Annotated in this window: 21 protein-coding genes; 11 read left to right on the forward strand and 10 right to left on the reverse strand. The window is 63.7% G+C overall.

Annotation, left to right across the window (positions count from 1 at the left end; genetic code table 11):
• The 3 genes from AC0QUY_RS24185 (at position 1) to AC0QUY_RS24195 (ending at position 2,329) form a co-directional block, all read left to right on the forward strand.
• On the forward strand, positions 1 to 255 hold the full coding sequence (locus AC0QUY_RS24185) for a YodC family protein (protein ID WP_475388723.1): 255 nt from the start codon (positions 1 to 3) through the stop codon (positions 253 to 255).
• A 146-nt stretch (positions 256 to 401) separates the two neighbouring features.
• Entirely contained in the window at positions 402 to 1,130 is a 729-nt protein-coding gene (locus tag AC0QUY_RS24190) for an HAD family hydrolase (protein ID WP_246738597.1), read from the forward strand.
• Between the two features lie 137 nt (positions 1,131 to 1,267).
• Entirely contained in the window at positions 1,268 to 2,329 is a 1,062-nt protein-coding gene (locus AC0QUY_RS24195; RefSeq protein WP_475388724.1) for a hypothetical protein, read from the forward strand.
• Between the two features lie 5 nt (positions 2,330 to 2,334).
• Here AC0QUY_RS24195 and AC0QUY_RS24200 read toward each other — a convergent pair whose 3' ends face one another.
• From AC0QUY_RS24200 to AC0QUY_RS24220, 5 genes are read right to left on the reverse strand one after another with little or no spacing between them, the layout of a single operon-like run.
• Complete coding sequence (locus AC0QUY_RS24200; protein ID WP_475388725.1) at positions 2,335 to 3,096, reverse strand: TSUP family transporter; 762 nt, start codon at positions 3,094 to 3,096, stop codon at positions 2,335 to 2,337.
• Complete coding sequence (locus AC0QUY_RS24205; protein WP_475388726.1) at positions 3,093 to 4,352, reverse strand: CCA tRNA nucleotidyltransferase; 1,260 nt, start codon at positions 4,350 to 4,352, stop codon at positions 3,093 to 3,095. The genes AC0QUY_RS24200 and AC0QUY_RS24205 overlap by 4 nt, the downstream gene beginning before the upstream one ends.
• Complete coding sequence (locus tag AC0QUY_RS24210; RefSeq protein WP_161852370.1) at positions 4,349 to 4,612, reverse strand: DUF6111 family protein; 264 nt, start codon at positions 4,610 to 4,612, stop codon at positions 4,349 to 4,351. Before AC0QUY_RS24210 ends, AC0QUY_RS24205 begins: the two co-directional genes overlap by 4 nt.
• A complete protein-coding gene (locus AC0QUY_RS24215) occupies positions 4,609 to 5,271 on the reverse strand; it encodes a CoA pyrophosphatase (RefSeq protein WP_371419428.1) in 663 nt (220 codons plus the stop codon). The genes AC0QUY_RS24210 and AC0QUY_RS24215 overlap by 4 nt, the downstream gene beginning before the upstream one ends.
• 8 nt (positions 5,272 to 5,279) lie before the next feature.
• Positions 5,280 to 5,921: a DUF1285 domain-containing protein gene (locus AC0QUY_RS24220; protein ID WP_161852368.1), complete on the reverse strand. Its 642-nt coding sequence runs from the start codon at positions 5,919 to 5,921 to the stop codon at positions 5,280 to 5,282.
• 303 nt (positions 5,922 to 6,224) lie between these two features.
• On the opposite strand from AC0QUY_RS24220, the gene AC0QUY_RS24225 reads away from it, so the two are divergent.
• The 5 genes from AC0QUY_RS24225 (at position 6,225) to AC0QUY_RS24245 (ending at position 13,958) form a co-directional block, all read left to right on the forward strand.
• On the forward strand, positions 6,225 to 7,226 hold the full coding sequence (locus tag AC0QUY_RS24225; protein ID WP_161852367.1) for an AAA family ATPase: 1,002 nt from the start codon (positions 6,225 to 6,227) through the stop codon (positions 7,224 to 7,226).
• Positions 7,226 to 8,170, forward strand: a complete 945-nt coding sequence (locus AC0QUY_RS24230) for a DUF58 domain-containing protein (protein ID WP_161852366.1) — start codon at positions 7,226 to 7,228, stop codon at positions 8,168 to 8,170. The genes AC0QUY_RS24225 and AC0QUY_RS24230 overlap by 1 nt, the downstream gene beginning before the upstream one ends.
• Entirely contained in the window at positions 8,170 to 10,980 is a 2,811-nt protein-coding gene (locus AC0QUY_RS24235; RefSeq protein ID WP_475388786.1) for a DUF4159 domain-containing protein, read from the forward strand. Before AC0QUY_RS24230 ends, AC0QUY_RS24235 begins: the two co-directional genes overlap by 1 nt.
• 3 nt (positions 10,981 to 10,983) lie before the next feature.
• Entirely contained in the window at positions 10,984 to 13,047 is a 2,064-nt protein-coding gene (locus AC0QUY_RS24240; protein WP_475388727.1) for a hypothetical protein, read from the forward strand.
• A gap of 191 nt (positions 13,048 to 13,238) precedes the next feature.
• Positions 13,239 to 13,958: a hypothetical protein gene (locus AC0QUY_RS24245; RefSeq protein WP_475388728.1), complete on the forward strand. Its 720-nt coding sequence runs from the start codon at positions 13,239 to 13,241 to the stop codon at positions 13,956 to 13,958.
• 97 nt (positions 13,959 to 14,055) lie between these two features.
• On the opposite strand, the gene zigA is transcribed toward AC0QUY_RS24245, so the two are convergent.
• Positions 14,056 to 15,261, reverse strand: a complete 1,206-nt coding sequence (gene zigA, locus AC0QUY_RS24250) for a zinc metallochaperone GTPase ZigA (RefSeq protein WP_475388729.1) — start codon at positions 15,259 to 15,261, stop codon at positions 14,056 to 14,058.
• 298 nt (positions 15,262 to 15,559) lie between these two features.
• Here zigA and AC0QUY_RS24255 point away from each other — a divergent pair, with 298 nt between their 5' ends.
• From AC0QUY_RS24255 to AC0QUY_RS24265, 3 genes are all read left to right on the forward strand, one after another.
• Positions 15,560 to 15,982, forward strand: a complete 423-nt coding sequence (locus tag AC0QUY_RS24255; protein ID WP_475388731.1) for a DUF2946 family protein — start codon at positions 15,560 to 15,562, stop codon at positions 15,980 to 15,982.
• A 110-nt stretch (positions 15,983 to 16,092) separates the two neighbouring features.
• The gene (locus AC0QUY_RS24260) at positions 16,093 to 18,477 is read left to right on the forward strand and encodes a TonB-dependent receptor (protein ID WP_475388732.1); all 2,385 of its coding nucleotides are present in this window, start codon (positions 16,093 to 16,095) and stop codon (positions 18,475 to 18,477) included.
• A 138-nt stretch (positions 18,478 to 18,615) separates the two neighbouring features.
• Positions 18,616 to 20,415, forward strand: coding sequence for a cation:proton antiporter domain-containing protein (locus AC0QUY_RS24265; protein ID WP_161852361.1), 1,800 nt, complete (start codon positions 18,616 to 18,618; stop codon positions 20,413 to 20,415).
• 38 nt (positions 20,416 to 20,453) lie between these two features.
• Here AC0QUY_RS24265 and AC0QUY_RS24270 read toward each other — a convergent pair whose 3' ends face one another.
• From AC0QUY_RS24270 to AC0QUY_RS24285, 4 genes are all read right to left on the reverse strand, one after another.
• Positions 20,454 to 20,966, reverse strand: coding sequence for a GNAT family N-acetyltransferase (locus AC0QUY_RS24270; protein ID WP_161852360.1), 513 nt, complete (start codon positions 20,964 to 20,966; stop codon positions 20,454 to 20,456).
• 67 nt (positions 20,967 to 21,033) lie between these two features.
• Positions 21,034 to 21,969 carry a glycosyltransferase family 2 protein gene (locus AC0QUY_RS24275; protein WP_161852359.1) on the reverse strand — a complete coding sequence of 312 codons (936 nt, stop codon included), beginning with the start codon at positions 21,967 to 21,969 and terminating at the stop codon, positions 21,034 to 21,036.
• 47 nt (positions 21,970 to 22,016) lie between these two features.
• Positions 22,017 to 23,159, reverse strand: a complete 1,143-nt coding sequence (locus AC0QUY_RS24280) for a hypothetical protein (RefSeq protein ID WP_475388734.1) — start codon at positions 23,157 to 23,159, stop codon at positions 22,017 to 22,019.
• Between the two features lie 71 nt (positions 23,160 to 23,230).
• Positions 23,231 to 23,719, reverse strand: coding sequence for an NUDIX domain-containing protein (locus AC0QUY_RS24285; RefSeq protein ID WP_161852358.1), 489 nt, complete (start codon positions 23,717 to 23,719; stop codon positions 23,231 to 23,233).
• Between the last annotated feature and the right edge of the window lie 43 nt (positions 23,720 to 23,762).

Below are 23,762 nucleotides of genomic sequence, written 5' to 3' on the forward strand. Positions count from 1 at the left end.
ATGGACTTGAAACCGGGCGACGTCGTCATTCTTAAATCGGGCGGCCATCCTCTCAGCGTGGTGGAGGTCAAGGACGGCAACGTCGTGTGCGTATGGATGGGCAATGAAGGCGATCTGTTTCGCGAGACGCTGCCGCTTGCCGTCCTAGAACTCGCCGAAACCGATACATCCGACGATGAGGAAGAGGACGAAGACGAGGACGACGAGGAAGAGGAAGACGAGGAAGAAGGCGACCGCCGCAACAAGGTTGCGTAAGGGACCTTGACGCCGCCGGCATAAATGGCCCGGCGGCGTCGTTTTTGCGGGATTGGACCCGGTGCGGCCGATCTGATATTCGCGGGCAGATCGGCCACCGCTTCCGGCGGCCGATGGCTCTCGAAGCGAGAACACCTGCGAAAACGATGACCGAACTCCCCCGCGCGATGCTTATCGACATGGACGACACCATCCTGTCGGCCTATGGACGCCCCGAGATCGCCTGGCACAACGTCGCGGCGGAATTTGCCGCCGAGTTCGGACCGCTGACGTCGCAGCAGGTTGCCACTGCCGTTCTGGATTCCGCGCGCAAATTCTGGGCGGTTGCCGAGGCCGAATGGCGGCTGAAACTGGACGAAGCGCGGCGCATCACCGTCAGGAACGGATTTGCCGCATTGACCGCCCGTGGCCACGCATTGCCGGAGGAACTGGCGACACGGCTCGCCGACCGCTTCACCGCCTACCGTGAAGAGGAAATGTTCGTCTTCCCCGGCGCGCATGACGCCATCGACGCGTTGAAGGCACGCGGCGTGAAGCTGGCGCTGGTGACGAACGGCGCCGCCGGCACCCAGCGCGCCAAGGTCGAACGCTTCGCGTTGTCGCACCGCTTCGATCACATCCAGATCGAGGGCGAGCACGGTTTCGGCAAGCCGGACGAGCGCGCCTATCTGCACGCCATGCAGACGCTCGGCGTCACCGCGTCCGAGACCTGGATGATCGGTGACAATCTGGAATGGGAAGTCGTGGCGCCGCAGCGACTCGGCATCTACGCCATCTGGATCGACGTGCACGGCGACGGCCTGCCGCCGGATTCCACCGTGAAGCCCGACCGCATCATCCGCTCGCTCACGGAACTGCTGCCCGGCGAGCGCTGACAGAGCGCCTGAAGTTCCCTGGGCGAGCCGTCACACGATAGCGTGTAGTGTGAGTTGGCTCACAGTGCGAAGACTGGCAATCCCAGATTGTGCTGACGTTGGTTCAAGGTTGAAGTCCGAGGTTGGGGAGTTCACCGATGCCGAACGACGACATGCACAAGCCGCCACCTGTGGCGAACGACATTGCACCGAAATCCGCCCCGCTGAGGTGGCTCTGGACCACCGTCAAAGGGCTGTCGCTGTTCACCGTGCTGAGCGGCCTGTTCACCGTGCTGAGCAGTCTCGCGGTCGGCTATTTCCAGTATCTCAACGCCTATCAGGAGAAGGTGAGCAGCCAGGCCAAGGAAGACATGACTTTGGCGGCGGCAACTTTCACCGATATCTCACACCCATTCTCCGAAATGCAGGCGCTGCAGCAGACGCTTTATACGGATTTCGCGCGCGCCGTCGGCGAGAAATCCGAGGCGAGCGACAAGACGCTGACCACCAGGAACGCGCGGGCGATTTCGGAGCGTTATGAGAAAGCGCGGATCGAGCTCCGTGAAAATATCGACCTGCTGACGCGAAAGGCCGAAATCTACATCGACTGGGCGAGCGATACCTATCGCGATCCGGCCGAGAAGCGGAACGTCGACGGCGATCCGCTGTCACGACGGGTGTTGCGCGACTACGGGTTCGACTGTTCCGACAAGTTCAATTTTCCGGCCTTCGGAAACGTGCATGCGCCGAACGGCGGCATGCAGCCCAAGGAAGTCGCCGACGACAAATATTGCGCGATCGCCGAAAAACGTGGCGTTGACGAGACGACCAAACCGGAAGACGCGTTCATCCGGATCTGCGCCGGCCCCAACGACAAGGCTGCCAAGAGAATCAACTGGTACAGCGCCAAACACCACGTCCTGACGATGCACTACTGCCTTGAAGTCGCACACAACAAGCTGGCGGCGGCGCGGCAATGGGCCGCCGGGAGCGACCGCTACGCCGCGAAGGAAAGCGATCTCCAGGGAGAGAAGGAGATCAACGCCCAATTGGATGATCTGGCCGGCCGGCTCAACGCGTTCAACAGTCTGGCGCTGTATCAGATGGAGCAAATTCGGGTGAAATATCGCCCGGCCGGCCTTTGGTGCAAGGTGCCGTTTGTCTGGAACATAGCAAGCTTGAATTGCTTCCCGATCCGCACGGCCTCGCTCACCCGTTGACCCGATCAGTGCCGCAGCGCTGCGGTGATCATGACGAGGCCGCCAACCATCACGGCGGCATCGAGGATCGCGGTGTGGATATGCACCGGCATGCGCTCGACGAAAGCCTTGGCGAAGAATGCGCCGGGGATCGCGATGGCGCCGATCAAGAGGGCAAGGGCCAGCACCTGCGCCGTGACGACACCGGCCATGCCGAACACGGAAATCTTGATGAGACCGGTCACGACCGAGATGACTGCATCGGTGGCGATCACCGCGGCCCCTTCGAGACCGGACGCCATCAGCAGCGACAGCAGGATCACGCCGGAACCTGACGTACCGCCGACCAGCACGCCATAACCGAGAGCGCTGACGCCGAGACCGGTATCGCCGATCCTGACCTCGCGGCGCTTGGCTAACCGGCGCAGCGGCACGCTCAGGATCAGCATGCTGCCGATCACGAGCGCCGCGCCGGCGCTGGTCAGCCGCGTATACCCATAGGCGCCGAGCGCGGTGGTCAGCATGGCCGCACCGATCACGATCAGCGCACGGCGTCGATCGGCGTAGCGAAAATACGCCACGAAGCGGCTGATATTGGTGAAGATCGCAGAGATCGCGATGATCGGCACCACCGGCTCGGCACCGACCATTGGCACCAGCACCAGCGGCATCAACGCACCGGTGCCGTAGCCGGCCAGACCGCCGATGACGGAGGCCAGCAACGCCATGCTTCCAACCAGCACGAGCTGGCCGAGCGAAATGTCGGCGAAGCCGGCCAGAATGTTCATAGCCGGTGGTCGCGGGTGAAACGGGCGGCGGCCTGATCGGCGATCGCGGCCAGTGCCGATGGTTCAAGCGGAAAATCCGCGGCCAGCCAGGCGTCTTCCGCAAGCGTCAGCACGTGGCCGAGCGCGGGGCCTTCGGCAATGCCGCGGGAGATGAAATCGGCCGCCTTCAGCGGAAATTTCGGCGCGCTCCAGCGCTGCGGCAAGGTTGCGAGGTCGTGCCAGCGCGTCGCGCCATTACCGATGCCGCCTGCCCGCGCCCACGCCAGCATCAGCCGGTCGCGATAGGGATCCTCGCCGAGCCGATAGAGAAGCTGCCGGGCCCGCGCCTCATCCTTGCTGGCGAACCGCCACCAGCGATGGCCCATTGAGTCCAGCGCCTTGGTTTCCGCGTTGGATAGCCGAAGCCGTGCCGAGAGACGCCTGGCGTCCTCCGTGACCGCGACTGTGAGCGCGGCAAGCCGGCGCACGGCGTTCGGCGGCAGCCCCAGCGCCCGTTCCGCCGCGATCATCGCCGCGAATGTTCTTGTGTAGGCAACGCCACCGAAGATTGCCAGCAGCAGGCCGGCATCCGCCATCGCCTGCACCGCGACCGCAGCCCCCTCCGCGATCACCAGCTTCAGCATCTCCATGCGCACGCGTTCGGCGGAGAGGGTCGAAAGCCCGGCGCGTCCGTCGATGCAGGCGAGATAGCCGGCACGATCCGGCTCGCCCGCGCCATAGGCGGCATGCATGCGAAAGAAGCGCAGGATGCGCAGGTAATCCTCGGCAATGCGCTGGCTGGCATCGCCGATGAAACGCACGCGCTTGGCTTCGATATCGGCAAGCCCGCCGACATGGTCGTGCACCACACCGCCGGCATCGACGGACAGCCCGTTGATGGTGAAGTCGCGCCGTTCCGCGTCGCGGACCCAGTCGCGCCCGAACGCCACCTTGGCCTTGCGGCCGAAGGTCTCGGTATCCTCGCGCAGGGTCGTGACCTCGAAGGGGTGGGATTCGACGACCAGCGTGACCGTGCCGTGGTCGATCCCGGTCGGCACGCTCTTGATACCGGCCGCCTTGGCGCGGCGGACCACCTCGTCGGGCAGCGCGGTGGTCGCAATGTCGATATCGCCGAGGGGAATTTTCAAGAGCGCATTGCGCACGGCGCCGCCGATCACGCGGGCTTCCTCGCCGTCGCCATTGAGCAAAGCGAGCACGCGCGCGGCCGGGCCCGACCTGAGCCAGGGCGCCTCCGACAGCACGCGTGCCTCGCTCATTTCTCGTCCCCGTGAACCAATTTGCCGTCCTCGATATGCGCGGGAACGTAGGTCGAACCCGGCGGCGCGCCGGAGAACTGCGCCAGCAGGACGAAGCTGATTGCGACCAGGAGCAACGATCCCAGCACCAGTTTGGCGACGAGATGGGCCGGCCAGGAGGAGGACACGAAGACGCCGGAACGGGTGGCAATCAGGAACAGCGCATAGGCCACGAACGGGATCAGGAAAATTCCGATTTCGGTCAGAATCGGACGGATCATGCGAGATATATCCGCTCATACAGCACGCGCAGGATTCCTGCGGTCGCGCCCCAGATGTAACGCTCAGCGAACGGCATGGCGTAATAAGAGCGCTCCATGCCGCGGAATTCCTTGGAATGGACCTGATGGTTCTCGGGATTCATCAGGAACGCCAGTGGCACCTCGAAGGCATCGACCACCTCGCCTTCGTTGATCTCGAGCTTGAAGCCGGGCTTCACGCGCGCCACCGTCGGCAGGATGCGAAAGCCGAATGCGGTCCCGTACAGATCGAGATAGCCGATCGGCTCGATAAACTCGCGCTTGAGGCCGACTTCCTCCTCCGCCTCGCGAAGTGCGGCGTCGAGCGGTGATTCATCGGTCGCGTCGATCTTGCCGCCGGGAAAGGAAATCTGGCCGGCATGGCTGGACAGATGCGGCGAACGCTGCGTCAGCAACACGGTCGGCTCGCGGTGATCGACGACCGGGATCAAGACCGCCGCCGGGCGCACCGGCTGCTCTTGCGCCACGATCTCGAGCATGCGGTCGTTGCCCGCGTCGCCGGTCTTCGGAACGATATTGGGATCGACCAGGCCGGGCGGCACGTCGAAGTTCAGCCGGGTCTTGCTCCGGGCGAAGAACTCTGCCGAGTTGATCGGCGCCGCCTCCATCTTTTTCAGCATCGGCTCGTTCAAACCGCGTCCCTCACCTGCTTCGCATCCGCCATCGCAAAGAACTCGCCGCCCGACTCGACGCCGAACATCGGCTGGCCATCGACCATTCGCTCTTCGCCCATGTCAACCAGATCGTAATAGAGCGCGCGGGTTACTTTCGCCCACAAATCGGCGCGGACGTGCAGGTAGGGCGTGAGCCCGCCATCGGCGGCCATCTCGAACCGCAGGCGATGGTCAGAATCGCACGGCACCCAGTCGTCGACATTGGTGCGAAAGCGCAGCAGCCGGCCATGATCGCCAGCCTCGTTTTGCATCTCCACCGCCAGGAACGGTGCATCATCGACGCGGATGCCGACCTTCTCGACGGGGGTCACGAGAAAGTGCTTGCCGTCCTCGCGCTTGAGGATGGTCGAGAACAGCCGCACCAGCGCCGGCCGCCCGATCGGCGTCCCCATATAGAACCACGTTCCATCGCTGCCGATTCGCATGTCGAGATCGCCGCAGAACGGCGGATTCCACAGATGGACCGGGGGTAGCCCCTTCCCGGCCGGAGTGCGATTGACGGCTTCGCTGGCGGCGACCGTCAGCCCTTCGAGACCCTTGCCGTCATGGCTCTTGCCTTCGTGCCGCTGGCCGCTGGTTTGCCCTTGCTTCGCCATTGTTTGCCCTGAGTGTCGGCGCCTCATCTGGCACGATTGGTGCATTTGTACCGATAGGTACCAACATTCGTATAGTTACCAACATTCGTACAGATGGGTACCGATATGTGTTCCTGACGATCTGGCAATTCTGCGGATCAAGTCGCCATATCGTGATGCAGTTCATACCCCGAAATACCGATAATGTGGGGATAGTTTAATTCAACGAATGCATGGCCTTTGCACCGGTTTAGCATGAGGTTCGTGACATGACGACGCAACCAGCGGTGTCATGAGCGGTTAGGTTGGTTGAAGGAGATAGACATGGCGAGTGCAGACGGTGTCGAGAAACTCGAGGATGCGATCGTCCGGTCGGCGGAGCAGGTCGCCGGCCAGATTCGCGCCGCGAAAGAGGCTATCTCCACCGTCATTTTCGGCCAGGACCGGGTGATCGAAAACACCCTGGTGACGATCCTGTCCGGCGGCCACGCCCTTCTGATCGGTGTTCCCGGCCTCGCCAAGACCAAGCTGGTCGAAACCCTGGGCATCACGCTCGGGCTGGACGCCAAGCGCATCCAGTTCACGCCGGACCTGATGCCGTCGGACATTCTCGGCGCCGAGGTGCTGGATGAGAGCCAATCCGGCAAGCGGTCGTTCCGTTTCATCTCGGGACCGGTGTTTGCGCAACTCCTGATGGCAGACGAAATCAACCGCGCCAGCCCGCGTACGCAATCCGCGCTGCTGCAAGCCATGCAGGAACAGCACATCACCGTTGCAGGCGCCCGGCATGATCTTCCAAAACCGTTCCACGTGCTCGCCACGCAAAACCCGCTGGAGCAGGAAGGCACCTATCCGCTGCCCGAGGCGCAGCTCGACCGCTTCCTGATGGAGATCGATGTCGATTATCCCGACCGCGACGCCGAGCGCCGCATCCTGTTCGAAACCACCGGCGCGGAAGAGACGCTCGCCAAGGCCGCGATGGACGCCGAAATCCTGATCGCGGCACAGCGGCTGGTACGGCGCCTGCCGGTCGGCGACAGCGTGGTCGAGGCGATCCTGTCGCTGGTGCGCGCCGCGCGTCCCAATCCGGAAGACGGCAGCGACAAGCTGATCGCCTGGGGACCCGGCCCGCGCGCCAGCCAGTCGCTGATGCTGGCGGTCCGCGCCCGCGCGCTGCTCGACGGCCGCCTCGCGCCCTCGATCGACGACGTGCTCGATCTCGCCGAACCCATTCTCAAGCACCGCATGGCGCTGACCTTCTCGGCGCGCGCGGAAGGCCGCACCATTCCCGACGTAATCAGGCAATTGAAGACGCGGATCGGTTGATGGCCGCAGAGACCAGTCACGAGACCAGGGAGCTTCTAGCAATCCGACGTGCCGATGGCGAAAGCCGAACGCTCGCCGCTTCGCTCCCCCGTCTCGTGCTCGAAGCCCGCCGCATCGCCGCCAACGTCATCCATGGCCTGCATGGCCGGCGTCGCGCCGGCGCCGGCGAAAGCTTCTGGCAGTATCGCCGCTTCGTCTCCGGCGAGCCGTCGCAGAACGTCGACTGGCGCCGCTCGGCGCGCGACGATCATCTCTATGTCCGCGAGCAGGAATGGGAGGCAGCGCATACGGTGTGGGTGTGGCCCGACCGTTCGCCGTCGATGGCGTTCGCTTCCAAGGGCGCACGCGACTCCAAGCTGGAGCGCGGCCTGATCGTGACATTTGCGCTCGCCGAACTCTTGGTCTCGGGCGGCGAGCGCGTCGGCATTCCCGGCCTGATGAACCCGACCGCGAGCCGCAACGTGATCGACAAGATGGCGCAGGCGATGCTGCACGACGATACGGCGCGCGCCAGCCTGCCGCCGTCCTTTGTCCCGTCGGCGCTGGCCGAAATTGTCGTGCTGTCCGACTTCTGGTCGCCGATGAGCGAAATCAGGACGATGCTCGCAGGGCTTTCGGCTTCCGGCGCGCATGGCACGCTGATCCAGGTCGTCGATCCCGCAGAGGAAACCTTTCCCTACGCCGGCCGGGTCGAATTCGTCGAGCCGGAAGGTTTTGGCGTCATCACCGCCGGCCGCGCCGAGAGCTGGGCCAGCGACTATGTTGCGCGCGTCGCCCTGCATCGCGACGAGATCCGAAGCGAGACCAACAAGCTCGACTGGCTGTTCTCGACCCACACCACCAGCCGTTCCGCCGCCGAACTCCTGCTGTTCCTGCATTCGGGCATGATGGTAGCCAAGGGCAGCGCGCGCGGTTCAACCGTCAAGGCGGGGCGTAGCGCATGATCGCAGGGCTTCCCTTAACCTTTGCGCAACCGCTGCTGCTGCTGGGCCTGTTGAGCCTACCGGTATTGTGGTGGCTGTTGCGCGTGATGCCGCCGCGGCCGCGGCGGATCGAATTTCCGCCGACGCGGCTGTTGTTCGACATCAAGCCGAAGGAAGAAACCCCGTCGCGGACGCCTTGGTGGCTGACCTTGCTGCGCCTCGCCGCCGCCGCGCTGGTCATTCTGGCCGCCGCAGGCCCGATCTGGAATCCGCAGACCGGCGTCGGCGGCAGCAACGCGCCATTGGTGATCCTGCTCGACGACGGCTGGAGCGCGGCGGCAAGCTGGGACACGCGGGTCAAGGCCGCTGACGAGCTGATCGCCAACGCCGACAACGATCGTCGCGGCGTTGCGCTGGTTCCGCTCTCCGAGCCGGCGCGCGACATCACGCTGATGCCAGCCGGCACCGCGCGCGTCGCGCTGCGTCAGATTTCGCCAAAACCCTATTCGGTCGACCGCGTCGACACGCTCGGCGCGCTCGACCGCTTCCTGAAGGCGACCGGCGATGCCGAGATCGCGTGGCTGTCCGACGGCGTCGACACCGGACGCGGCGCCGAATTCGTCGAAAATCTCGCCAAGACCCTTGGGGACCGCAAGCTGACGGTGTTCGAAGGCGGCGCGGCGCCGACGCAGGCATTGGTCGCCGCCGAAAACGCCGCGGCGAAGATGACGGTCAAGGTGCTGCGCACCACCGGCGGCGTCGCAGCCGGCGTGGTTCGCGCAATCGATGCCAAGGGCTCGCCGATCGGCGAGGCACGCTACGCTTTCGGCATGCAGGATCGCGAGAGCGAAGCCGCGTTCGACCTGCCGGTCGAGCTGCGCAACGACATTTCGCGGCTGGAAATATCCGGCGAGCGATCGGCCGGCGCCGTGCAACTGCTCGACAAAAGATGGCGGCGACGCGCCGTGGGCGTCGTCACCGGCGCGACCAGCGACACCGCCCAGCCGCTATTGGCATCGACCTTCTATCTGACGCGCGCGCTATCGCCGTTTGCCGACGTGCGGCTCGGCGACCGCGGCGCGGCGCAGCAGGTGATCGCGCAGTTCCTCGATCAGCGGCTGCCGATGATCGTGCTCGCCGATGTCGGCACGCTGTCGCCGGAAATCCGGGAACGGCTGAATGCATGGATCGATCAGGGCGGCGTGCTGGTGCGTTTCGCAGGTCCCCGCCTGGCGCAGGCCGATGACGATCTGGTGCCGGTGAAACTGCGCCGCGGCGGCCGCATCCTTGGCGGCAGCCTGACCTGGGAGAAGCCGCAGCATCTGGCGTCCTTCGCCGCCGACGGCCCGTTCTCGGGCCTCGCTGTCCCCAAGGACATCACCGTGAACCGGCAGGTTCTGGCCGAGCCGGATGCGGTGCTTGCCACCAAGACCTGGGCGTCGCTGGAAGACGGCACGCCGCTGGTAACCGGCGAGCATCGCGGCAGGGGCATTGTCAGCCTGTTCCATGTCGGCGCCGACTCGCGCTGGTCGGACCTGCCGATGTCCGGCAGCTTCGTCGAGATGCTGCGGCGGCTGGTCGACATGTCCGGCTATACATCGAAGCCCGGTGCCGGCGTTGCGAGCGAGGCGACCAATGTCGAGACGGTGGCGCCGCTGCGCACCCTCGACGGTTTCGGCGCCTTCGGACCGCCGCCCTCGACGGCGAAACCGATGCCGGCGGATTATCGCGACCGCGCCACGGCCGAGCATCCGCCGGGCTTCTACGGTCCGGCCGACGGCCCGATCGCGGTCAACACGCTGGCCGCGGCCGATCGCATCGCGCCGCTCGATACAGCTTCCTTGCGCGCGCAGCGCGCCAGCTACACCAACGCCGAACCGCGCGATCTGCGCGGTATTCTGTTGTCGTCGTCGCTGGTGCTGTTCCTGATCGACGCGGTCGTGGTCGCGATGCTCGGCGCAGGCCTTGCCGCGCTGTGGCGACGGCGCACGGCGGCTGCCACGGTTCTGCTGGCTGCGATCCTGGCAACAGCCCCGATCACGCCTTCGCCGACGCGCGCCCAGGGTAACGATGACTTCGCCATCAAGTCGGTGTCGCAGACGCGCCTTGCCTATGTCGTCACCGGAAATGCCGACGTCGATTCCATCGTCAAGGCCGGCATGGCCGGGCTCACGCTGTTCCTGGCGCAGCGCACGGCGCTGGAGGCCGGCGATCCCGTCGGCGTCGATCCCGCGCGCGATGAACTCGCGTTCTTTCCGCTGATCTACTGGCCGGTGGTGCCGGGCGCGCCGAAGCCGCCGCAGGACGCCATCAACCGCATCGACGCCTACATGAAACAGGGCGGCACGGTGCTGTTCGACACCCGCGATGCCGTCGAGGCGCCACCCGGCGAGAACGGCGCGTCGCAGACGCCGGGCATGCGCACCTTGCGCGAAATTCTCTCCTCCCTCGACGTGCCTGAGCTCGAGCCGGTGCCGCGCGAGCACGTGCTGACCAAGACGTTTTACCTGCTGCGCGACTTCCCCGGCCGCTTCACCTCGGGCCAGACCTGGGTCGAGACCCTGCCGCGCGAGGATGACGACGACGCGGCCTCGCGCCCGGCGCGCGGCGGCGATGGCGTGTCGCCCATCATCATCACCTCGAACGATCTCGCCGGCGCCTGGGCACATCGCCCCGACGGGCAGGCCATGCTGCCGCTGACGCCGAACGAGCCGCGGCAGCGCGAATTCGCATTCCGCTCCGGCGTCAACATCGTGATGTACACGCTGACCGGCAACTACAAGGCCGATCAGGTCCATGCACCCGCCCTGATCGAACGGCTGGGGCAATAGAGCATGCAGTACGGTATCGCGTTCACTCCTCTCGTTCCGACCATCGTGCTCTGGGTCGCACTGGCTGCGATCGTCGCGATCGCGGTGCTGCTGCTGCTCGGACGTTCGCGCGGCGCCGCGGTGCGTGTCGCGGCGCTGGCGCTGATCCTGCTCGCGCTCGCCAATCCCTCCTTCACGCGCGAGGACCGTGAGCCGTTGTCCTCGGTCGCCGCCGTGGTGGTCGACAAGAGCCCGAGCCAGAATTTCGGCACCCGCAGCCAGGAAACGGCAAAGGCCCAGGAAGCCCTCGTCGACACGCTGAAGAAGATCAAGGGGCTGGAAGTCCGCGTTGTCGACGCCGGACAGGCCGACGGCGAAACCGATGGCACCAAACTGTTCGGCGCGCTGTCCTCGGCGCTGTCGGACGTCCCGGTCGATCGCGTTGCCGGCGCATTCCTGATCACCGATGGCCGGGTGCATGACATCCCCGCCAACGCCGCGGCCGTCGGTTTCCAGGCGCCGGTGCACGCGCTCGTCACCGGGCGCAAGGATGAGCGCGATCGCCGCATTGCGATCTCGGCCGCGCCGCGCTTCGGCATCGTCGGACAGCCCCAGACCATCACCTACCGGCTGGACGACCAGGGCGTCACCGGCCAGCGCGCCAAGATCGTGGTGCGCCGCGACGGCGAGGTGATCAGCGAACGCAATCTCGTCAGCGGCCAGACTGCCAATGTCGAAGTCGACATCAAGCATGCCGGCGCAAACATCGTCGAGATCGAGGCTTCGCCGCTCGAGAACGAACTGACGCTGGTGAATAATCGTGCCGTGGTCGCGATCGAAGGCGTGCGCGACAAGCTCCGCGTGCTGCTGGTGTCAGGCGAGCCGCATTCCGGCGAACGCACCTGGCGCAATCTCCTGAAGTCCGACGCCAGCATCGATCTCGTGCATTTCACGATCCTGCGTCCGCCGGAGAAGCAGGACGGCACGCCGATCAACGAATTGTCGCTGATCGCGTTTCCGACGCGCGAGCTGTTCCAGCAGAAGATCAACGAATTCCAGTTGATCATCTTCGACCGATACGCGCGCCAGGGCGTGCTGCCGATCGCCTATTTCGACAACATCGCGCGCTATGTCCGCGCCGGCGGCGCGGTACTGGTGTCGGCCGGGCCGGATTATGCTTCCACGACCAGCATCTGGCGCACGCCGCTGGACACGGTGTTGCCGGCCGAGCCCGTCGGCGTCAGCGAGAAACCGTTCTACGCGCATCTGAGCGATGCCGGTAAGCGCCATCCAGTGACGCGCGGCCTCGAAGGCTCCGCCAGCGAGCCGCCGCGTTGGAGCCGCTTCTTCCGCACGGTGGAAACGCGCAACGCGATCGGCTCGCCTGTTATGACCGGCGCCGACGGCAAGCCGCTGCTGCTGCTGTCGCGCTTCGGCGAAGGCCGCGTTGCGCTGCTGCTGACGGACCACATCTGGCTGTGGGCACGCGGCTACGAAGGCGGCGGACCGCATCTCGATCTGTTGCGGCGGACCTCGCACTGGCTGATGAAGCAGCCTGATCTGGACGAGGAAGCGCTGCGCCTGCAGATCCAGGGCAAAGACCTCGTGGTGCTGCGCCAGACGATGGCCGACAATGTGCCGCCGGTGACGGTGACCTCGCCGAGCGGGGCCACGAAGGAACTCACGCTGACGGCCAGCGAGCCCGGCACCTGGCGCTCCACCCTTCCGGCCAACGAGCTTGGCCTGTGGCAGGCAACCGACGGCGCGCTGAAAGCGCTGATCAATGTCGGACCCACCAACCCGAAGGAATTTTCGGAAGTCACCTCCACCACGGAGATGCTCAAACCGCTGACGCAGGCCACCGGCGGCGATGCGCGCCGTGTGTCCGATGGCGGAAGCGTCGATCTACCCCGCGTCGTGCCGGTCCGGGCTTCCGGCATCTTCCACGGCGACGGCTGGATGGGCGTCAAGATGCGCGACGCCAGCGTCGTTAAGGGCGTCGGCGTGCTGCCGATGTTCGCCGGGCTTGTCGGGCTGTTGCTGCTGCTCGGTGCGTTCGCGGCAACCTGGGTACGCGAGGGGCGCTAGGCGCGACGCGTTGTCGACTCGACGAAGCCTCGTAGCCCGGATGAAGCGAAGCGCAATCCGGGGCTCTTTCCCGGATCGACGGACTTATCCCGGATTACGCTCCGCTTCATCCGGGCTACGATCGCTAGGAATTCTTAAGTCCGGATAAGCGACAATGCGCGCCGCGGCAGGTGCCGCTTCGGAAACCGCACGTGCAACCTCTGAAACCTCTCCTGGCACCGGCTGCTTTAGCCCTTGCGGTCGTGGTTCTGCTTGGCTGGGGCTGGATCTATCTCGCCCGGCCCGAACATAAATACCGGCTGACGATCGAGGTGCAGACACCTGGCGGAGTAAGGTCCGCTTCGGGTGTCATGGCGGTCCATATGGGCAAGGACGGTGGCATCCTTCCGGAGGCCGGCGGTAGGAGTAGCACGAAGGGCGACGCGATATTCGTCGATCTCGGCGACGGGCGAAATCTCATCGCCACACTTACGCATGGCAAGAACGGGTTATACTTCGATGGTATGAACTTTCTCGCGATGAATGCGTTCGCGGCGGCGGGTCAGAAGGTCCAGTTCAAGGAAGTGAGCCGGTTAACCGGCCAGGCCCAATTGTATGTGTATGGCAACTTGATTCCTACGCTCGTGACATTCGGAAATGTGACTGATCCCAATACCGTACGCGTGCTTGATCCTGGCGACATCGAAACGGTCTTTGGCAGCGGCTTCCGTTTGAATCGCGTCATTCTTGAAATGGTGCCCGTGGGCTTTTGGCCGCTCGATTTCGGCGGCCGGCTCGGCGAGCCCGTGACACGCGGGATAGAGAAGAGGCTGCCTTGGATCGCTCAATGGACGTCGCGGGGATTGGAAGGACGCATTAACAGTCATCCGGATCGTTTCACGGTGAACGTGCCTTATTTCGTGAGGAGGTGACTGTGCCGATCTTCGGGCTCTTGCTGCTGCTCGGCGCGTTCGCGGCGACCTAGGTGCACGAGGCGCGATAGGCGGCGTTGGTCCCGTAGATTCGGCCCTATGCAGCCTCGTCTGCGCGTCGCCACCTCGGAAATGGATCGGCAAGCCCGGACCATTCCGCAACGCGCATTCCCGGTTTTCCCGAAACAAGGCACGCATCAAGCCGTGCCGTTATCGCGTCCTGATCCATATTCGTGCCGATGAAAACGATCTCCTGCCGGCGATCGCCATACACCTCGCTCCAGTTCTTCTTGAGTGATTGTCGCCAGAACGGATCGTTCGGCCAGCGATCTGCCGGCACGTTTGCCCACCAAAATCCCAACCCTTCGGTTCTGACGATCGCGCCGGCCTGGCTCAACTCACCAAGCCATTGCGGGCGAGTTGCGATCCAGAAATGTCCCTTGGCGCGGATGACGCCCGGCCAGCTTTCATTCAGGAATTGATGAAATTTCGCGGGATCGAACGGCCGGCGCGCGCGATAGACGAAATTCTTGACGCCATATTCTTCGGATTCGGGCTTATGGTCTGCAAAACCATAAAGCTCCTTGAACCACAGTGGGTGTTGCTGCGCGCGTTCGAAGTCGAAGCGACCGGTATTGAGAATGCGCTCCAGCGGCGCATTGGAGAAATTGGTCTCGATGATATCGGCCTCGGAATTCAGAGACCGGATAATCATTCGGGCGGCGTCGCGTTCTCCCTGCGAAGCAGAATCGACCTTGTTGAGCACGATCACATCGGCAAATTCGATCTGCTCGACCAGCAGATCCACCAGTGTGCGTCTGTCGCCTTCGAGCCACTCGCCGCGATCCTTCAGGAAAACGGTAGACGAATAGTTTTTCAGCAGGTTGACGGCATCGACGACCGTGACCATCGTGTCTAGCCTGGACACGTCGGACAGGCTTTTACCCTCTTCCGAGCGAAAATCGAAGGTCGCAGCCACCGGCAGCGGCTCGGAAATGCCGGTCGACTCCACCAGCAGGTAATCGAACCGCTCACTTTCGGCCAATGCGCGAACTTCCTTGAGCAGATCATCGCGCAACGTGCAGCAGATGCAGCCGTTGGTCATCTCGACCAGCTTTTCGTCCGTCCTAGAGAGGTTCGCACCGCCATCTCGCACCAGGTCGGCATCGATGTTGACCTCGCTCATGTCGTTCACAATCACCGCCACCTTCAGGCCTTGGCGATTGTTGAGCACGTGATTGAGCAAAGTTGTCTTTCCAGCCCCGAGGAAGCCGGACAAGACGGTGACGGGGAGTTTGCGCATGGAGATCAAAAAGCCTCTTCAGCTTGCGGGGCCCTAACCGGGAGAGACGACGCATCGGGGTCCATCATGTTATGTTATAACATAACATATACCTTCAAGACAGTTGTCAACCGATGCCCACACCACTCGCGAGGCGGGAATGCAGATGTTGCGCGAATCCCACACCCGACTGAATTGTCGGGCGATCAGACGGACAAGCGGGAATGACGATTGACACTCCACCGCCTTTGCCGATGTTATAATGTAACATCGGCTGCCACGATGCTTTGGGCTACCGAGGGACAAGGCGTAAGGCGTCGTGAACTGGTTCCGGAAACACCTCAAGCACGGCTCGCGGTTGGTGCTGTTGGCGCTCGCGATCCAGTTTGCGCTGTCGTTTGGGCATTTTCACGGGACGGCCGCCGCGCAGGCGGCGCCGGCCGTTCAGAGCGGGGTCGCCGACGCCGATCTTGCGATCGCCGCAACTCTCGCCGCACAAGTTGCGCATTCCGAGCCCACGCAGCCGCAACAGCCTGCCGGCCATGACGACGACCAGCATACGGCCAATGTCTGCGCGGTTTGTGCCGTCCTCTCGCTGGCCAATAATTTCCTGTTCGCCGCGCCGCCGCTGCTGAAACTGCCGGAAGCGGTCGAACTACTGCACCTGACCACCGGCGCCGAGTTCGCGCATCTCGGCTCGCTTCATCCCGCCTTCCAGTCCCGCGCACCTCCCATCTCCTGAACTCGATTGATTGATGCACTTCCCGAGGGGATCGCCGCGCCGCGCGGCCGATCCGCCGAGGGAAAATCGGAATCGATCCGTCGCACATCGACGGGATCAGGATCGGGACAATGACATTCAAGAAGAAACGAGCGTTCCATTACGGTGGAGCAAGCTGGCTATTGCTGTGCGCGATGGCCGATGGGGCGATGGCCCAGGGCACGTCAGCCGCCTCGACGCAACTGCCTGAAATCACCGTGACGGCGCCAAGCCCGATTGTGCGGCGAAAGCCCGCGCCGTCACCGGCGCCGGCACGCGTCGTCCGTGCGGCGCCAGGCCAAAACCGGCAACCCGCGGCAGAGCCGCAGACCGCACCGGTTGCAGCCGCGCCCCAACAGGGCGTGCTGCCCGTCGTGACCGACCAGTTCGCAACGGTTACCGTGGTGCCCAACGAGGAGATCCGCCGGCAAGGCACCGCCCAGCTTGGCGATCTCCTGTTCTCGAAGCCCGGCATTACCGGCTCCACCTTCGCGCCCGGTGCCGCGAGCCGGCCGATCATCCGGGGCCTCGACGTCAATCGCGTCGGCATCCTCGAGAACGGCACCAACGCTGGCGGTGCGTCCGATCTCGGCGAAGACCATTTCGTGCCGGTCGATCCACTGGCGACAAACCAGGTTGAAGTCATCCGTGGTCCGGCGGCGCTGCGCTACGGATCGACATCGATCGGCGGCGTCGTCAGCGCAACCAACAATCGCATCCCGGACGCCCTGCCTTCATGCGCGGCCACACCGTTCCAGAGCTACGGACTGCCGGCGAAAGCGCCGCTCGCAAATGTGGGATCACCTTCCTGCGTCACGGTCGAAACCCGAACGGCCGTCAATTCCGTCGACCGCGGTGTCGATGGCGGCATCCTGATCGATGCCGGCGGTGGCAATTTCGCTGTTCATGCCGACGCCTATGGCCGCAAGGCCAGCGATTACAGCATTCCGAGCTATCCGTATTTGTTCGACCAGACACGCCCGGTCAACGGCCGGCAGCCCAATTCGGCGATGCAGGCGGCTGGTGCATCGATTGGCGGCTCCTACATCTTCCATGGCGGCTTTATCGGCGCGGCGATCACGCAGAACGACACGCTGTACCGCATTCCCGGAATTGAGCCCTCCGATCACCAGTCCCGGATCGACGCGCGCCAAACCAAATTCACGGCCAAGGGCGAATACCGGCCGGATGCGGCGGCGATCGACGCCATCAGGTTCTGGGCGGGCGCCACCGATTACAAGCACAACGAGATCGCGCTCGCCGATCCCGCCGACTTCTCGTCCCTTGGCGTGCGGCAGACCTTTACCAACAAGGAGCAGGAAGGGCGCGTCGAGGTCCAGATGACGCCGTTCAACGCGCGCTTTGCCGCCGTCACGACCGCCTTCGGCCTGCAGGCCGGGCATCAGGAGCTGACGGCGTCGAGCCCGGACGATCCAACCAGCCCGCTCAACGGGTTGTTTGATCCTAACAAGAATAACAGGGTCGCCGGCTACGTCTTCAACGAAATCAAATTCACCGAGACCACCAAGGCGCAGATCGCCGGCCGGGTCGAGCATGTTAATCTCAGCGGAACGACGCCGGCATTCATTCCGGAGCTGTTCGACCTCAATGCCAATCCCGGCGATATAGGCCCGCCTACGGCGCGCAATCCAAGCTTCACGCCGAAGAGCGCGAGCATCGGCTTGATCCAGGATCTTCCAGGTCAACTGGTCGCCAGCATCACCGCTCAATACGTCGAACGCGCGCCCAAGCCGGCGGAATTGTTTTCGCGCGGACCGCACGAAGCAACTATCACCTTCGATATCGGCAATCCCAATCTCGGCATCGAAACCGCCAAATCGATCGAGATCGGACTACGACGCGCCACCGGCCCCTTCCGATTCGAAGCAACTGCGTACTACACCAAGTTCAATGGCTTCATTTACCGTCGCCTCACGGGCAACACCTGCGAAGATGTCGCCTGTGTCGGCCCCGCCGATCCGGCTTTTCCCCTTGAGCTGAACCAGGCGGTCTATTCGCAGCGTGACGCCACCTTCCGTGGCGGCGAATTCCAAAGCCAGTTGGATGTCGGGCCGCTCTATGGCGGCATCTGGGGCGTCGAGAACCAGTTCGATGTCGTGCGCGCGACCTTTGACGATGGCACCAATGTTCCGCGAATTCCGCCGGTGCGAGTCGGCGGCGGGCTGTTCTGGCGCGATGCCAACTGGCTGACACGGATCAACCTGCTGCACGCCTTCGCCCAGAACGACATCGCCCCGATCGGCGAGACGCCAACCGCAGGCTACAACCTGTTGAAGGCGGAGGTCAGCTACAAGACGAAGCTCGATCCTTCCTGGTTCGGCGCACGCGAGATGATGGTCGGCCTCGTTGGCAACAACCTGCTGAACGAGAACATCCGCAATTCGACGTCCTTCAACAAGGACCAGGTTCTCCTGCCGGGCATCGGCGTGCGGGCGTTTGCCAACCTCAAGTTTTGAAGTCCGCGAGTGCAGCGGTCCGCGGGGTGGCGTTAGCTGGTGGTACCAGCTAACGTCCAAATGGGAATGACGGGAGATACCAGGCGCAATCTCCCGTCAGACGTCCCTTGCCCCCGGAAGCGAGTGCACAAGGAATAGATGACTTCGTCCATCAATGTTCACGTCTACAGCGACGCGCTCGTTCTGCTCGGCACCGCGGGCGTCGTCATTCCCTTGGTGCGGCGGTTCGGCTTCAACCCTGTTCTCGGCTATCTAGGAGCCGGCGCGATCCTGGGACCTCTTGGGCTGGGATCGTTCATCGACAGGTTTCCGTTTCTCTACTGGTTTACCGTCGTCGACCCGGCAAATGTCTCGGGCTTTGCGAACCTCGGCGTAGTGTTCCTGCTCTTCCTCATCGGCATGGAGTTGTCCTACGACCGATTGAAGGCGATGCACCGCCTGATTTTCGGGTTGGGCAGCCTGCAGATCATCCTCTCGACGGTAGTGATCAGCCTCGTCGCCGCGCTGGCGGGCAGCAAGGCTCCGGTAGCGCTCATCCTCGGTGCGTGTCTCGCTTTGTCCTCGACCGCCATTGTCATCGAGATTCTTTCCAGGCAGAAACGGCTCAATACGAGCGCGGGACGGGCAAGCTTCGCGGTCCTCCTGGCGCAGGACCTGGCAGTCGCTCCCCTTCTGCTCTTCATCTCGATCTTCGGCGCGGGAGACTCCGGATCGATCGTCGCGTCACTATTGCTCGCGCTCACGAATGCCGCCCTCGCGCTCGGCGTGATCGTCGTCGTTGGCCGTGTGGTGATGCGTCCCCTGTTCCGTCTTGTGGCGTCGGTCGGCATGAGCGACCTGTTCGTCGCCACGACGCTGTTCGTGATCGTCGCGACCGGGGTAGCCGCCGCCGTGGCGGGCTTCTCCATGGCGCTTGGCGCCTTTGTCGCAGGCCTGTTGCTGGCCGAGACGGAATTCCGCAAGGCGATCGAGACTGCGATCGATCCCTTCAAGGGCCTCCTGCTCGGCCTGTTCTTCTTCACGGTCGGCATGAACATCGATTTTGCTCAGATTGCGCGCGATCCGGTCTGGCTGATTGCAGGTGCGGCCGGGCTGATTTTCGTAAAGTCCACCATCCTCGTCTTCCTGGCCCGGATGTTTCGCCTCTCCTGGCCTGCGTCGGTCGAGGTCGGGCTGCTGCTTGGTCCCGGCGGCGAGTTCGCTTTCGTTGCCATTGGGATGGCGACGACCCTTAGCCTGATTGACGCCAACGTATCGAGCTTCGCTGTCGCGCTGACCACGCTGACCATGATGCTCACCCCGGCACTGTCTCATGTCGCGCGGCGGCTGGCGCCGATGGTGCGCCAGGAAAAACCGCTTGATCCTGAGCTCACCGTCGCACCGAGCGGCGGCAGTGGCCACGCCATTGTCGTCGGACACGGCCGGGTTGGACAAGTCGTCTGTACGATGCTCGATCGCCATCAATTTAAATACACTGCCGTCGACAACGATGCCGCAGCCGTTCCGGAGCAGCGCAGGCAGGGCCGCACCGTCTTCTACGGTGACGCGACAAACCCGGAGTTCCTGAAGAGCTGCGGCCTCATGGAGGCTGCCGCGGTCATCGTCACGATCAACGAACCCAAAGGCATTGACGAAATTGTCGCGCAGGTCCGCGGGCTACGGAAAGACGTACTGATCGTTTCCCGCGCCCGCGACGCCGACCACGCGCGACATCTTTACGGAATTGGGGTGACCGACGCCGTGCCGGAAACCATCGAGGCAAGCCTGCTGTTATCAGAGGCAGCCCTGATCGGCATGGGAGTGGCGATGGGCCTGGTGGTTGCTTCCATCCACGAGAAGCGCGAGGAGTTTCGGCACAAACTGCAACAGGCAGCCGGAAGCGCGGGGTCCGCGTCGAAGCCGGTGGCCGGCACCAAAAGGCGGCGACTTTTTCGATAGCGACGAGGCCGCGGAACCACGCCTTCGCGCCGGCGGCGCTACCGCGCCTTGCTCCAGTCGGGGCGGATTTCGCCGGAGACGCCATCGAAGGCCCCCTCGACGAGCTCGGCCACCAGGAGGCGGCTGTAGTCGACGGGCCCCGGCATGGTCGCCCGTCCCTTCGGTATGACCTTGAAGCCGACGCGGCTGTAATAGGGCTCGTCGCCGACCAGAACGACCAGACGATGGCCCTTGGCCTTGGCGTCCTGTAGCGAGCGGTCGAGCAGCATGCGGCCAACGCCTCGCTTCCGGAACGGCGGCTCGACCGTCAGCGGCCCGAGCATCAGGGCCGGCGTGTCGCCGATGCAGATCGGCAACTGGCGCACCGAGCCGACCAGCAACGTGCCGATCCGCGCCGTGAATGAGAGGTCCAGCACGTGATCGACATGCTCGCGCAGGCGGTAGGCGCTCAGCACGAAACGGCCGGGTCCGAACGTGCGCTCGTGCAGGCGTTCGATCGCCTGCGCGTCTTTTGGTGTTTCGGCCAGGATGGTAACGTCAAGTTCGCTCATGATGGGCGCGGGATAGCATCTGGCGGCGGCGCGGTCCATCGCTGGAAGCGGCAATCCCCGTATTGCCTCAATCCTTGCCGATCGATGGCTGGGACAAATAAGCCAAAAGCTTCATCTCGCGGCGGCCGCGCGTCACTGTGTCCAGCACCAGCCCCGACGACACCGACAGCACCGCCACGATCATCAGCCCCATCGACAGCACCGCGGTCGGCAGCCGGGGCACGATGCCCTCTTCGAGAAAGGTGATGATGATGGGAATCGCAAGGCCGATCGAGACCAGCATCAGGAAGACGCCGATCAGCGTGAAGAACCGCAGCGGCTTTTCTGACCGATAGAGCTTCAGGATGGTGCCGAGAATCCGAAAACCGTCGCGCCAGGTGTTGAGCTTGCTGAACGATCCCTCGGGACGGGCATAGTACGGCGTCTCGACCTCCATCACCGGCAGCGCCAGTTCGAGCGCGTGCACGCTGAGTTCGGTTTCGATCTCGAAACCGTCCGATAGTACCGGAAAGGATTTGACGAAGCGGCGCGAGAACACGCGGTAGCCGGACAGGATGTCCTTGAACGCCTGTCCGAACACTACGGACAGGAAGCTCGTCAGCATCCAGTTGCCGGTACGATGGCCGGGCCGGTAGGCGGCAACCGATTGATCGACGCGAAAGCCCACCACCATATCGAGGCGTTCGTTGATCAGCTTATCGACCATATGCGGCGCGCTCGGCGCATCGTAGGTCGCGTCGCCATCGACCAGCACATAGACGTCGGCATCGATGTCGGCGAACATGCGCCGCACCACATGTCCCTTGCCCTGGCGGCGCTCGCTGCGCACGATCGCGTCCGCTGCGCGCGCCACCTCAATGGTGCGGTCCCTGGAATTGTTATCGTAGACGAAAATCTGAGCGGTCGGCAGCGCCTTGCGGAAATCCGAGACGACGGTCGCAACCGCGGCCTCCTCATTGTAGCACGGCACCAGAACCGCAATCCGCAAGCCTGGCCCCGTCATTGCACGCTCGCCCGAATTAAGTCCGTCCATGGCGCGTCATACCGCAATCAGGCGTTGGTCGGTTGAGGGAAGGCCGCACTGCCGGCGGCCCGTTCGCCGCGCAGGTCGAGCGTTGCGAACAGCAAAGTCCAGAGGGAAATCATCTCGATGGGAATAATATAATATGGCGTAAAAATCGGATGGGTCATGAAGAAAATCAGGTTTACCGCAAGGTTTACGGCAACCAGGAGGGCAGCCTGTCGGGCGCGATCCCGATCGAAGCGCCAGAGCCAGGCGGTCCACGCGGCCGATATCGCCAGCAAGGTGAATTGAACGTCAACGAGATAGCTCAAGAGTACCGTCGGATTCAGTTCGGGCGGCGTAACGTCGACGCTGCCATAGGTGGTCGAGAACGGACTACCGGCGTTGATCGCGTTCGCGATCAAGGTCGGCGCCATCCCGATCAGGAAAGCGACACCGAATGAGGCTCCCTGCAGAAAAGTCTCCCTGCTGCGCGTCAGCAGGAACGCGCCGGCAAGATAGAGGCAATAGCCCATGGCGAGAAACAGGTTGGGCAGACGGAAATTGACGGAGATACCGACCAGCAGCCCCACCAGCGCAATCAGCAGCAGGTGGCGCCGCGGTCCTTCAACGAAATACCTCGCCGTCAGGAATCCCGCAGCCGCGCACAACATCATTGTCGGCGGCACCGAATAGCTCGCCTTGCTCGGGTTGATCATCAGATAGAGCGCGGCGAAGCCGAATATCGCCGCCAGCGCCAGCGAGGCCGGATCGCGCGCGCGAAACAATGCAAGCAGCGCGAAGGCAAGGATCGTCACGTTCGCCAGCACGTAGAGCGGGATTACCTGAAACCCCTCGCGAAACAGCGCCAGTGCGAAGCCGGTGCCTGGCGGGTATTGCATCACGTATTTGTCCGCGGATGGAATGAAGGTGTGGCAGGGTATCCGTGCCACAACGTTCCATTCCGCATAGCCGATCGCCTTCAACTTGTTCTTCAGATAGTCGTCGTCGTCAAAAATGATGTTGGTATCGATGCCGCCGAGGCCATGTTTCTGGAACAGATGCGCCTGACGCAGATAGCAGACGTCGTCATAGACCCCGCGGCTTTCGCTCCAGCGCGACATCGTCCAGACATTGCTCGCGAGCATCGCGAGCAGGCCGATGCCGCAGAGAAGCCTGAAAATTTTCATCCTGCCCACGCCGAACCCCGTTTGTCAGCTTCTAGGCGCTGCAAGCGCGCGAAGCAACAACCGGCCCTGCATCAGCGCCAGGTCGCAATCCGGGTCGCGCCGTCGAGCACTTCGGCGATCCGGAGCCGCGTACCCCTGGTCGTTTCCGCCGGCAGCGCCCCTGCCGCATAGAACCCGCATTCAACGATCTCATGATTGGGCTCGGGCAAGCGATCCTGCCGGAACTGCCTGACGACATAGACTGCGACGTGGTCGCGGCGGGAGACGTGGCTGTTGAAGAACAGGCCATGCAGCGCCGGCTCTCCGGTCAACTCGATCCGCCCCTCTTCCACGAGCTCCCTTCGCAAGGCTTCGAGGAAGGTTTCGCCGACCTCGACCCCGCCGCCCGGCAGGTGCCAGCCGGCGACATAGCTGTGCCTGACCAGGAACACCTTGTCATCGCCGTCGAGCACGACGCCGCGGACCCCGAGCGTCATGCCGCGGGCCATCCGCCAATACAGATGAAATACGCGCCGCAATTGCGGCCCCAGACGTTTTCGCAGGTACTGCAGCGCCGTCACGCAAACCTCGGATGGACAGCTATCACGTTTGATCCTTATATCG

It is taken from the genome of Bradyrhizobium sp. WYCCWR15520 (assembly GCF_056174665.1).

Bases quoted from the DNA above. Each gene is read 5' to 3' on its own strand.
- AC0QUY_RS24185 (WP_475388723.1), top strand. From the start codon at position 1: ATGGACTTGAAACCGGGCGACGTCGTCATTCTTAAATCGGGCGGCCAT.
- AC0QUY_RS24190 (WP_246738597.1), top strand. From the start codon at position 402: ATGACCGAACTCCCCCGCGCGATGCTTATCGACATGGACGACACCATC.
- AC0QUY_RS24195 (WP_475388724.1), top strand. From the start codon at position 1,268: ATGCCGAACGACGACATGCACAAGCCGCCACCTGTGGCGAACGACATT.
- AC0QUY_RS24200 (WP_475388725.1), bottom strand. From the start codon at position 3,096: ATGAACATTCTGGCCGGCTTCGCCGACATTTCGCTCGGCCAGCTCGTG.
- AC0QUY_RS24205 (WP_475388726.1), bottom strand. From the start codon at position 4,352: ATGAGCGAGGCACGCGTGCTGTCGGAGGCGCCCTGGCTCAGGTCGGGC.
- AC0QUY_RS24210 (WP_161852370.1), bottom strand. From the start codon at position 4,612: ATGATCCGTCCGATTCTGACCGAAATCGGAATTTTCCTGATCCCGTTC.
- AC0QUY_RS24215 (WP_371419428.1), bottom strand. From the start codon at position 5,271: ATGCTGAAAAAGATGGAGGCGGCGCCGATCAACTCGGCAGAGTTCTTC.
- AC0QUY_RS24220 (WP_161852368.1), bottom strand. From the start codon at position 5,921: ATGGCGAAGCAAGGGCAAACCAGCGGCCAGCGGCACGAAGGCAAGAGC.
- AC0QUY_RS24225 (WP_161852367.1), top strand. From the start codon at position 6,225: ATGGCGAGTGCAGACGGTGTCGAGAAACTCGAGGATGCGATCGTCCGG.
- AC0QUY_RS24230 (WP_161852366.1), top strand. From the start codon at position 7,226: ATGGCCGCAGAGACCAGTCACGAGACCAGGGAGCTTCTAGCAATCCGA.
- AC0QUY_RS24240 (WP_475388727.1), top strand. From the start codon at position 10,984: ATGCAGTACGGTATCGCGTTCACTCCTCTCGTTCCGACCATCGTGCTC.
- zigA (WP_475388729.1), bottom strand. From the start codon at position 15,261: ATGCGCAAACTCCCCGTCACCGTCTTGTCCGGCTTCCTCGGGGCTGGA.
- AC0QUY_RS24260 (WP_475388732.1), top strand. From the start codon at position 16,093: ATGACATTCAAGAAGAAACGAGCGTTCCATTACGGTGGAGCAAGCTGG.
- AC0QUY_RS24265 (WP_161852361.1), top strand. From the start codon at position 18,616: ATGACTTCGTCCATCAATGTTCACGTCTACAGCGACGCGCTCGTTCTG.
- AC0QUY_RS24270 (WP_161852360.1), bottom strand. From the start codon at position 20,966: ATGAGCGAACTTGACGTTACCATCCTGGCCGAAACACCAAAAGACGCG.
- AC0QUY_RS24275 (WP_161852359.1), bottom strand. From the start codon at position 21,969: ATGACGGGGCCAGGCTTGCGGATTGCGGTTCTGGTGCCGTGCTACAAT.
- AC0QUY_RS24280 (WP_475388734.1), bottom strand. From the start codon at position 23,159: ATGAAAATTTTCAGGCTTCTCTGCGGCATCGGCCTGCTCGCGATGCTC.